This is a genomic window from Microcystis sp. M109S1 (assembly GCF_020247025.1).
Lineage (GTDB): Bacteria > Cyanobacteriota > Cyanobacteriia > Cyanobacteriales > Microcystaceae > Microcystis.
This window is the reverse complement of sequence record NZ_JADBRW010000228.1, coordinates 1-10,703: the sequence shown is the minus strand read 5'-3', so window position 1 is coordinate 10,703 and position 10,703 is coordinate 1. Positions and strand designations below refer to the sequence as shown.

The following is a 10,703-nucleotide window of genomic DNA, read 5'->3' as shown; positions in this document are numbered from 1 at the left end:
TCAGGGAAGATAAAGTTTTCGTGGGGTTGGTCTTGGGGAGCCATCCAAGCTCTCAGACCTTCGTTAAGCAGAATATTTTTAGTGTAGAAGGTTTCAAATTCCGGGTCTTCCGCCGCTCTCAATTCCTGAGAAACGAAGTCATAGGCCCGCAGATTAAGCGCTAATCCCACCACACCCACAGCACTCATCCATAAACCAGTCACGGGGACAAAGAGCATGAAGAAGTGTAACCAACGTTTGTTGGAGAAAGCGATGCCGAAGATTTGCGACCAGAAACGGTTCGCAGTGACCATGGAGTAGGTTTCTTCCGCTTGGGTGGGTTCAAAAGCCCGGAAAGTGTTGGAACCTTCACCGTCTTCAAACAGGGTATTTTCTACCGTGGCTCCGTGAATAGCACAGAGAAGCGCACCACCGAGGATACCAGCCACTCCCATCATGTGGAAGGGGTTCAGTGTCCAGTTGTGGAAGCCTTGGAAGAAAAGAATGAAACGGAAGATACCAGCCACGCCGAAGCTAGGGGCAAAGAACCAGCTAGACTGACCGAGGGGGTACATCAGGAAGACACTGACGAACACCGCAATCGGGCCAGAGAAGGCGAGGGCGTTGTAAGGACGAATGCCGACTAAACGGGCGATTTCAAACTGACGTAGCATGAAGCCAATCAAGCCGAAAGCACCGTGGAGAGCGACAAAGGGCCATAAACCGCCGATTTGACACCAACGGGTGAAGTTACCTTGGGCTTCCGGTCCCCAGAGAAAGAGGATGGAGTGGCCGAAGGCATCGGCGGGGGTGGAGACGGCTACAGTCAGGAAGTTGCCGCCTTCCAGGTAGGAACTGGCTAACCCGTGGGTGTACCAGGAGGTGACGAAGGTGGTGCCGGTTAACCATCCACCTAGGGCCATGAAGGCGCAGGGGAAGAGTAGTAAACCAGACCAACCGATGAAGACGAAACGGTCTCTTTTGAGCCAGTCATCGAGAGCATCAAACAGCCCTCTTTCTGGGGCGCGTCCGACAGCAATGGTCATGGGGGTTTTCTCCGAAAAATGTATATTATTGCTAAGATTCCGCCCTCTCCCCTCCATCCATCTGAGCAGGCGAGCAGATGTGTGGAAGAATTGTGAGAAATCTTTACTTTTCTTAACTTACACTATTTTGGAAAAAATGGCTAATGTTTTTCAGGTCGATCCTAAGAAAATCTAAAATTTTTCGGGGAGACCACTTCCTGCGCGACGTTCGGCGATGCTCAGTCGAGCCGTTGCGGGGGGAGACCACTTCGTGCGCGTTGCGGGGGGAGATGGGGATTTGGGGAGATATGCCGCCTCAATTGCTTGGTATTATTGTCTTCACGTCTTGAGCGGAATGCTAGACCCCTCTGTGCGGTAACTATCCCCAAATTGAGGTGATTAAACCCCACAGTGCGCTATTAAGTTTCATTTAGGGGGTGTTAGACCGATGGAAGTGGGATACTAGGATAGAGGGGATTGCTCGATCGCAGGGGGCGGTATAATTAATAGTTAGACACCCTGTATTGGCAGTAGGGAGAGCCAGAGAATTCCTTGTAAGATTTATGAGTGTATTGATAGAACTTTTGGTAAAGTTGTTACTGATTAAGTCCTCTAGCAAAAACTGTGCTTATGCAAATTTTGGGAAATATCAGTCGAGGTGGTTTTGGTCGTGTTGAGAAAATCAAAACGCGAGACGGAGATATAGTTGCAAGAAAGGTGTTTGATCCGCTTCCAGATATTGTTGCTGCTGCTGATATTTCAAAGTTGAAGAAGCGATTTCGGAGAGAAGTTCGGGTGCAGTCATCCCTAAGTGGTGACTACTTTATTCCGGTTCTAGACTCAGATCTTGAGTCTGAAAATCCGTCATTTATCATGCCTCTTGCTGAAAAAAACTTTTGGGAAGAAATTCAGGATTCTCGTAGTAAAAATAAAATTCCTCTAGAGTCTCTAGCTGATATTCTCAATGCCCTAGAAGAACTTCACTCTCTAGGTTATGTCCACCGAGATCTAAAACCACAAAATATTTTATTTCAAGCAGGACGCTGGAAACTGTCAGATTTTGGACTTGTGCTGCCTGTAACTGGTGCAACAACTAAGTTAACATCACTAGACTCAGCGTGGGGAACAGCAGGATATTGTGCGCCAGAGCAAGCGGAAGATTTTCGGAATTCCACGCCAAGTGTAGATATATACGCTTTTGGCTGCATTCTTCATGATTTATATGGGAGTAGTCCACGAGTACCTTACCAAAAGTATTCTATTCAGAGTCCAGTTGGAATGATTATTGAAAAATGTACTGAATTTAGCCCTAAGAAGAGGTTTAAGAGTATAGTTTCGCTCCGAGGAGCGTTGCTCAAAATTTTATCAGAGCCTCAAAATCTTGCACCTAGCCCCAATGCTAAAGAATGGGCAGAGAATCTTCAAGATTTGACTGATTGGAATATTCAAAAGCTTGAAAGCTTTGCTCGTTTTATTAAATCAATACAAGATCAATCCGACCTTTGGGTTATTTGTGAAGCACTTAATGAATATGTTTTTAATGCTATGCATAAGCTGGAGTCAGAACTCTGGCAGGTAGTAGCTTTAGTCTATTGTGATTGGGCGCATGGCTCTTTTGATTTCAATTACTGCGACGTGATTATTAGTCGTTTAGAGGTCATCTTTCATTTGGGAAACCTTGATTCTAAATCGGCAGCAGCTATTGCAGGTGCTGAATTGGGATATTCACATAATCGATGGTTTGTCATGGGGCGAGTTGTTCGGATGTGCGGATCGGATTTAGAGGACTTAGTGGCACAACGTATTGCCATTGAAATACGTGTTGAAGAGGTACATAAGCAATTTATCTACTGTGCCTCTGAAAGTAAACATAGTGTGAGCGACTACCATCCACAAATTGTTGAAGTTTTAACAAATCAATAGATTTAAAGAGTTTGAACATACTGATGCTGCCAGATATCTAACAACCGCAATGCGCCGGAACTTTAGAGTATAGTGCGATCGCCGATATTGTAGGGTGCGTTAATAAAATGTAACGCGCCTTATTTTGTTTTAACGCAAGCGATTGTCTCGCAGTAGATTCTGATCAGGATTTTGTAGGCTGCATTCCCCAAGACAACCCCTAATTACTCCGCCAATAAATTCCTGGGAACGCACCAAGATTATGGACTTTGAGCAAGCGATAGCATCTTTAGGGTGCGTTCCCCGAAGCCTTTGGGTTTTGCCAACCAGATTTGGACAGAACTATAATAACAATTGTACTTAATCATGTACAACTCTGATGAGCGTCAACATTGTCAACTTTAGTGAAGCCCGAAAAAACTTTAAATCTGTAATAGATACAGTAGCCAATGATAAAAACTGTACTTTCATTGTCAGAGGAGATACAGAAGATGTTGTTATCATGTCTAAAAGTTATTATGACAGTCTGATGGAAACAGTTTATCTCTTAAAATCTCCGGCTAATGCTCAACATCTAGAAGAAGCGATCGCAGAATATAAAGCAGGTAAAACACAAGAACATGATTTAATCGATGCGTAAGTTGGCTTGGGGTAGTAAAGCATGGAAAGATTATCTTTATTGGCAATCTCAGGACAAGAAAACCCTGAAAAGAATCAATCTGCTGATCCAAGATACTCTATCCAATCCCTTTGAAGGAATCGGTAAACCTGAACCCTTGAGAGAGAATTTGTCAGGTTTTTGGTCCCGTACGGATGAAGCTAATCGTCTTGTCTATGTTGTCGATGATCATTATCTAACAATTATTTCCTGTCGCTATCATTACCAAGATTAGCTATTGCTGTAGGGTGCGTTCCCTAATCTGGCTCCTACTGCTGCACCGATAGATTTTGGGGAACGCACCATGCTAATTCATTCAAGCAAGTGATTGCCAGCTAACAACGCCTCTGCACACTAACTGCCGAGAGTTAATCGGTTATGATGCTAGGGTTATCCCCACAGTGAACAGCAATCAGTGAACTGAAAACTCACATCTGATAACTGATAACTGATCACTGACTTCCCAACCCCTGCTATACAATGGTTTTTGACTTGTTTTTTGGAAGGGAACGCTAAACTATGTATTCGATCGATATTACCCTGAAACTCTCCCCCATCCCCATTTCCGTGCAGCGCAAGGAAGAAGCAGCAGCAGACGCTTTGTATCAAACAATTATTAACGCTATGCGATCGCCAAATCCGGAATTATTAGAATTAACCTGCGAAAAACAAACCGATAAAAAGGTGGCGGTTTTGAGCGATCAGATCAGTGCGGTGATTGTTTCACAAAAATCCGGGGCTGCCTCCACTGGTAGAGCGCCGGGGTTTGTCGCTTTAGCCACAGAATAGTTCTTTAATCAGTTATCAGTGAGCAGTAACCAGTAATCAGTGACAAGAAAACGGCAACCGCCTAGATAACACTTTCCACTCAAAACTCAAAACTCAAATCTGATAACTGAAAAGGCTGACAGCTAAAAAACTGATAACAAGGGCCGAATCTAAAACCCAATTGGTTAAGCTAAAAGCTTTGATGCACTTAGTTTCTAACCTTCTTTTTAGGCAGGAGAATTGCCAGATTCTTTCTGGGAGCCTCTTGCCTGTTGACTCTTGCCTCTTGCCTTCAGAAGCTGATAACTGATAACTGATAACTGATAACTGAAAAGGCTAATAATTCATGACTATAAAAGTAAAAGACCTCTGGTTTAGCTGGCCGAATGGGAAATCAGTATTAAATGGCTGCTCTTTGCAAGTTCCCAGAGGAGAATTTTGGATGTTGTTGGGGACAAATGGCAGCGGTAAATCAACCCTGCTGCGGCTCTTAGCGGGATTATTAAAACCTAGTCGCGGGGAAATAGAGATACCTAACCCCCTCGGTTTTGTTTTTCAAAATCCCGACCATCAGTTAGTTATGCCAACAGTGGGGGCAGATGTGGCTTTTGGGTTGGTATCCGAGGGTTTATCCACGCCGGCAATTCGGGCGCGGGTGCGGGAATCCCTAGGGGCGGTGAATTTATTAGAAATGGAAAAACGACCGATCTATGCTCTCAGTGGCGGACAAAAGCAAAGAATCGCCATTGCGGGGGCTTTAGCTCGTCATTGCGAGGTTTTGCTCTTTGATGAACCCACCGCCCTTTTGGATGGGGATACCCAGTTAGAATTAGTCTCTCAAGTGCAGAAATTGGTCAAAAACCGGGGGATTACGGCCCTTTGGGTGACGCATCGCCTGGAGGAATTGGATTACAGCGATGGGGCATTTTTGTTAGAGGGGGGCAAGGTAACGGATCAGGGAAATCCCCTAGACTTAAAAGCGAGATTATTGGCAAGTGCGGCGGTTGAATCTTAAATTTTTTGTTAATATCATTAGGATGCTGTTTTTTAGAACTGCCTTTAATGCCACACCAATCACTCTCAAAGCCATGGTTAATTCCTCTGATCGTTCCCTTCTGCTGGTTGACGGCTACAACGTCATCGGCTCTTGGCCGTCCCTGAAAAAAATTAGCGATCGCCACGGTCTCGAACCGGCGCGAGACAAGTTAATTGAAACCTTAATCGGTTACACCCACCATCAGGGTTATCAAACCCAAATCGTCTTCGATTCCTACCTTCAAGATACCCCCGGCAGCCAGGAACGCTACACTAACCATTTATCGGTTTATTTTACCGCTCACGCTCAAACCGCCGACACCTATATCGAGAAAACCTGCGCTGATTTTTGGCACGATCGCGCCCCAGCTATCGGACGGATTATCGTCGCTACCTCTGATAATGCCCAAAAAATGACCGTTATGGGTTATGGGGCCCAGTGGATTTCCGCTCAACGTCTGGAAATCGAGGTGGATTTAACCGGTCGTCGTCTGAGACAATCCCAGAGTTCTTCTCAAAGTCCCAAAGGGCGTTTTTTATTCCATTCTCTCGATGCTAAGGTGCAACAGAAATTAGAGAAAATGCGCCACGGAATTAGTTATCAAAAACCTTGACAAATTACCTCAAATATGTATCGACAAAAATCCCCCTTAGAGGCACAGGTAACTGTGTCTCTAGGTTTTTAAAGGTCAGTTGCGGTCTGGGGGATTTTGTCAAAAGCTGGCCCCTCTAAACCACTGGTGTCACAGTTGCAATTCTGCTAAACCTAAATAATAAATTCCCGTGGGTGTCACTTGGAAGCGACAGGGTAAAACCTTGACTCCTTTAGCCACTGCTTGACGCAATAACTGCCCGTATTTAGTATCCTTACTATCCCCCGGAGCAAACCGGTCACAATCACCCCGATTAATAAAGTAGAGCATAATCGCCTCCGCTGCCGGCAATAAAGCCATTAATTCCTGTAAATGCTTCTGTCCCCGCGTGGTGACAGTATCGGGAAAAAGTGCCGTTTCTCCCTGATTCCAAGTGGTATTTTTGACCTCGATATAGGTGAGGGATTTATCACCATGGGTCAAAAGAAAATCAATTCTACTGCGATTATTTTGACCGTAGGCCACTTCCGATCGCACCTCGGTGTCATTTTTGACCAAATCGGGAAAAAATCCTTGCAACAGGGCATTTTTCACCACCTGATTGGGAAGATTGGTATTAACTCCCACCCAAGTCTCTCCCAGTTGAATCATCTCCCAGGTATAAGCTAATTTTCGCTTCGGGTTATCACTACGGGAAAGATAAACCGGTTGACCCTCTACGCATACATCCGTCATCGGTCCGGTATTAGCGCAATGGGCCGTAATTAATTCTCCGTTGTCCAGTTGTATGTCGGCAAAAAAGCGTTTGTAACGTTTAATTAAAATACCCTTGACAAGAGAAGGATAAGTGTGAACCAACAAGGGAGTCATTAAATTTTCGCCACGGAAAAAAACAGCGTGTTCTTTTGATATTAACGCGAGTTTTAGCGGAAAATAGCTTATAGTTTCAGAAGAATTGTCCCAAAGTTTCTAAGTCTAGATTAAGAGGAAAACTACCTTGAAATAGGTTTGTTCAGTCTGTGGCTACGAATACGACCCAGAAATCGGCGATCCTGACAACGATATACCTCCTAACCCCCAACCCCTAACCCCCAACCCCTAACTCCTAACCCCTAACCCCCAACCCCCAACCCCCAACCCCTATTCCCGAAAAACTGATAACCGCTCAGGTACAATAAAACCTTGAGGCTTAATAGATATTGAGATTATGGGTAACACTTTCGGACGACTATTTCGGGTTTCCACTTTTGGAGAATCTCACGGGGGTGGGGTAGGAGTGGTTATCGATGGTTGTCCCCCGCGCTTAGAAATTTCCGAAGAGGAGATTCAAATCGATTTAGACCGTCGCAAACCGGGACAAAGCAGAATCGTGACCCCGCGTCGGGAAAATGACATTTGTGAGATAATTTCGGGCGTTTTTGAAGGCAAAACCCTCGGTACACCGATCGCTATTTTAGTGCGGAATCAGGATGCTCGTTCGCAAGATTACAACGAAATGGCCGAAAAATTCCGACCTTCCCATGCGGATGCCACCTACGAAGCAAAATACGGCATTCGCAACTGGAAAGGAGGAGGCAGATCTTCGGCCCGGGAAACCATCGGCCGGGTGGCCGCAGGAGCGGTCGCTAAAAAAATCCTTAAATCTGTCTATAATGTCGAGATTATCGGCTATGTGAAGCGAATTAAAGATATTGAGGCAATCATCGACCCCAACACCGTCACCCTCGACGAGGTGGAAAGTAATATAGTGCGTTGTCCCAACGGGGAAACGGCCGCCAAAATGATCGCCCTAATCGACCAAATTCGCCTGAATAAAGACTCGATCGGCGGTGTGGTGGAATGTGTAGCCAGAAATGTGCCGAAAGGTCTAGGAGAACCCGTTTTTGATAAGCTAGAAGCCGATTTAGCTAAGGGGATGATGTCCTTACCCGCGAGTAAGGGATTTGAAATCGGATCGGGATTCGCGGGAACCTTCTTAACCGGCAGCGAACACAATGACGAGTATTTTATCGATGATAACGGGGAAATTCGCACCAATAGCAATCGTTCGGGGGGCATTCAAGGGGGAATCAGTAACGGTGAAAATATTATTATCCGCATCGCTTTTAAACCCACCGCAACTATCGGTAAAGAACAAAAAACCGTGACGCGCACCGGGGAAGAAACCACCCTGGCAGCCAAAGGAAGACACGATCCTTGCGTTTTACCCCGGGCCGTCCCTATGGTGGAAGCGATGATGGCTTTGGTATTATGCGATCATCTGCTCCGTTTTCAGGGACAATGTACGGTTAGCGATCGCTTTTTCTAAATCTTCACCCGCGATGAAATTTTTATTCCTTCATTCCAATTTTCCCGCCCAATTTCGCCATTTAAGCACGGTTTTGGCTCAAGACCCTGGAAATCAAGTGATTTTCGGCACTACCAGGCAAGAGGGAGAGATACCGGGGGTAAAAAAATTTATTTACAAGGAAAGTCGCGCTGTTTCTCCCCAAACCCATCATTATGTCCGTCCCTTGGAAAGTGCGGTTTTACAAGGTCAAGCGGTTTATGGTGTTTGCCAACAACTGAAAAATCAAGGATTTTATCCCGATATTGTCTATGCACATTCTGGCTGGGGGCCGGGCCTATTTATCAAGGATATTTTCCCGAAAACTAAGTTTTTAGCCTATTTTGAATGGTTTTATCATGCCCATGGTTCCGATGCTGATTTTGATCCGGCGGACCCCCTTAATGCTGATGCCGAGGCCCGGATTAGAATTAAAAATGCGCCAATCCTCATCGATCTGGTCAGTTGCGATCGAGGTTTATCGCCGACTATCTGGCAAAAACAGCAATTTCCCCGCGAATTTCACTCGAAACTGACGGTTTTACACGATGGCATCGATACGGACTATTTCTGTCCCCGTCCCGATGTGCAGTTAGTGATTCCAGAGATAGGTTTAGATTTATCCGGTGTCAAGGAGATTGTCACCTATGCAACCCGGGGAATGGAACCCTATCGCGGTTTTCCCCAATTTATGACGGCTGTTTCCCTAATTTTAGCCCGTCGGCCTAACTGTCATATCGTAATTGTCGGGGAGGATCGGGTTGCTTATGGGAAAACTCTACCGGACGGCAAAACCTATAAACAATTGATGTTAGAAAGTCTTTCTTTGGATTTATCCCGGGTGCATTTTACCGGTTCTCTGCCCTACGGTCAATATAAACAGGTTTTACAGGCATCGGCCGCCCATATCTATCTTACTCGTCCTTTTGTGCTTTCTTGGTCAATGTTAGAGGCTATGGCTATGGGTTGTGTGGTGATTGGTTCCGATACTCCCCCCGTGCGAGAATTAATTACTGATGGGGAAAATGGTTTATTAGTGGATTTCTTTTCTCCCCAACAAATAGCCGATCGCGTGGATGAAGTGTTAAATTATCCCCAGGGTTGGCAAAATCTGCGTTTAAATGCCAGGGAAACTATCAAGCAACGCTACGACCTCAAACAATGTTTACAGGATCATCTAGACTGGTTATTGAGTTGATTTTTCAGTGATCAGTGAATAGTAAACAGTAATCAGTGAATAGTAAACAGTAATCAGTGAAAAGAAAGCTGCGAACTTGCCAGGTAATTAGTCACCGCAATAAGGACAGCCTTATTGAGAATGACTAAACATAGAAGTATTACCGGGTAAGGGTTTCTCAATCAACATATATGAAATACTTATACTAAATCCAGTTATTAAAGACTGATTATCTATTCCTCCTTTTGCCTCTTGCCTATCCTGATATGTAGCCTATACTCAACGGATTTAGTATTACCTGCTCGTCTTTCTTCTAATAATACGGAGGCGATGAAACGGTTAAAAACTTGTTCCCTTTTGATGGAATATTGAGAATTTAACTCTTGGCATTCTGCCACTGTTAAGTTAACCCATAATCTTTAGATAGGCGGAAAAAATCACCATTTTATATTGTTATGTTGATTCAATATTTTTTATCCCTGCTCTAAATTCCCGCAGTGCTTGAGCATGATTTTCTATACCAATACAACGCAGCAATAAATCTACATCTAAACTCGGTAAAAGTTGCGATTTACTAACAGCCTCATATCCCTCATTTCCTAAACTATAAAACAATAACTCATCATTCATCCAAAACCAAACTTCAGGAATTTGTAAGCGTTTGTATGCTTCCAGTTTATCAATTCCTCCACTACTAACAACCACCTCAATCACTAAATCAGGATGTTTTCTATTTGCTCCCAACTCATAGGATTTATCACCTTCTCTTTTAACCTTTTCAAATTCATTTTCTAAGGTGACAGAACCAGTAGGAGTAAAATCTAATCCCAAAAATTCTAAATAAATTTCTAGTAAAGCACCAATACGTTCTTTGATAGTTTCGTGTTTTTTCCCTGGCATTTTTCTAATCTCCAAAACTCCATCTAAAAAAGATAACCTTAACCCTGGGCGATCGATTAGCTGTTCAACAGCTTTAAATTCTCTCCAGGTTAAGTCACTAATTAAAATTGGTTCTGCTTCTCGTTCGATGAGTGTAGTTATCATGATTTAAACCCAAATTTAGAGCGTGAATTTTGTTCACTATGATATGATATAAAAACAGAGTATCATAAAAAACATCATGCAAGCATACAAACTCAAAGGAAAAATTGATCAATCTGGTAACTTGCTGATTACCGAACCCCTGAATTTACCCCCCGGAAACGTGGAAATTGTAGTTTGGGCAGCCACAGACACCCTT

12 protein-coding genes and 1 pseudogene are annotated in these 10,703 nt (G+C 44.2%); 10 read left to right on the top strand and 3 right to left on the bottom strand.

Features of this window, described 5'->3' with window-relative positions; genetic code table 11:
* A partial coding sequence (gene psbD, locus IM322_RS11470) for a photosystem II D2 protein (photosystem q(a) protein) (RefSeq protein WP_043996166.1) occupies positions 1 to 1,025 on the bottom strand: 1,025 nt, incomplete at its 3' end.
* Between the two features lie 214 nt (positions 1,026 to 1,239).
* Between psbD and IM322_RS11465 the strand changes: the two genes are divergently transcribed.
* The 7 genes from IM322_RS11465 to IM322_RS11435 all read left to right on the top strand — a co-directional run bounded on the left by IM322_RS11465 (position 1,240) and on the right by IM322_RS11435 (position 5,981).
* Complete coding sequence (locus IM322_RS11465; RefSeq protein WP_287673255.1) at positions 1,240 to 1,383, top strand: hypothetical protein; 144 nt, start codon at positions 1,240 to 1,242, stop codon at positions 1,381 to 1,383.
* Between the two features lie 251 nt (positions 1,384 to 1,634).
* Complete coding sequence (locus IM322_RS11460) at positions 1,635 to 2,927, top strand: serine/threonine protein kinase (RefSeq protein ID WP_287673257.1); 1,293 nt, start codon at positions 1,635 to 1,637, stop codon at positions 2,925 to 2,927.
* Positions 2,928 to 3,285: 358 nt separating this feature from the next.
* The gene (locus IM322_RS11455) at positions 3,286 to 3,546 is read left to right on the top strand and encodes a type II toxin-antitoxin system Phd/YefM family antitoxin (RefSeq protein WP_287673259.1); all 261 of its coding nucleotides are present in this window, start codon (positions 3,286 to 3,288) and stop codon (positions 3,544 to 3,546) included.
* Entirely contained in the window at positions 3,539 to 3,799 is a 261-nt protein-coding gene (locus IM322_RS11450; RefSeq protein ID WP_002765923.1) for a Txe/YoeB family addiction module toxin, read from the top strand. Before IM322_RS11455 ends, IM322_RS11450 begins: the two co-directional genes overlap by 8 nt.
* 284 nt (positions 3,800 to 4,083) lie before the next feature.
* A complete protein-coding gene (locus tag IM322_RS11445) occupies positions 4,084 to 4,353 on the top strand; it encodes a UPF0367 protein family (protein ID WP_002756830.1) in 270 nt (89 codons plus the stop codon).
* Between the two features lie 325 nt (positions 4,354 to 4,678).
* A complete protein-coding gene (locus tag IM322_RS11440) occupies positions 4,679 to 5,347 on the top strand; it encodes an energy-coupling factor ABC transporter ATP-binding protein (RefSeq protein ID WP_287673260.1) in 669 nt (222 codons plus the stop codon).
* A gap of 73 nt (positions 5,348 to 5,420) precedes the next feature.
* Entirely contained in the window at positions 5,421 to 5,981 is a 561-nt protein-coding gene (locus IM322_RS11435) for an NYN domain-containing protein (protein ID WP_287673261.1), read from the top strand.
* 129 nt (positions 5,982 to 6,110) lie between these two features.
* Here the strand turns inward: IM322_RS11435 and sfsA are convergent, their stop codons facing one another.
* Positions 6,111 to 6,830, bottom strand: a complete 720-nt coding sequence (sfsA, locus tag IM322_RS11430) for a DNA/RNA nuclease SfsA (protein ID WP_287673262.1) — start codon at positions 6,828 to 6,830, stop codon at positions 6,111 to 6,113.
* Between the two features lie 142 nt (positions 6,831 to 6,972).
* Here sfsA and IM322_RS23320 point away from each other — a divergent pair.
* The 3 genes and pseudogenes from IM322_RS23320 to IM322_RS11420 all read left to right on the top strand — a co-directional run.
* Positions 6,973 to 7,062 (top strand): annotated as a pseudogene (locus tag IM322_RS23320) (rubredoxin); the annotation flags it as partial.
* 105 nt (positions 7,063 to 7,167) lie between these two features.
* Entirely contained in the window at positions 7,168 to 8,268 is a 1,101-nt protein-coding gene (gene aroC, locus IM322_RS11425; RefSeq protein WP_287673264.1) for a chorismate synthase, read from the top strand.
* A 13-nt stretch (positions 8,269 to 8,281) separates the two neighbouring features.
* Complete coding sequence (locus tag IM322_RS11420) at positions 8,282 to 9,484, top strand: glycosyltransferase family 4 protein (protein WP_287673265.1); 1,203 nt, start codon at positions 8,282 to 8,284, stop codon at positions 9,482 to 9,484.
* Between the two features lie 432 nt (positions 9,485 to 9,916).
* Here IM322_RS11420 and IM322_RS11415 read toward each other — a convergent pair whose 3' ends face one another.
* Positions 9,917 to 10,507: a Uma2 family endonuclease gene (locus IM322_RS11415; protein ID WP_287673267.1), complete on the bottom strand. Its 591-nt coding sequence runs from the start codon at positions 10,505 to 10,507 to the stop codon at positions 9,917 to 9,919.
* Positions 10,508 to 10,703: the final 196 nt, after the last annotated feature.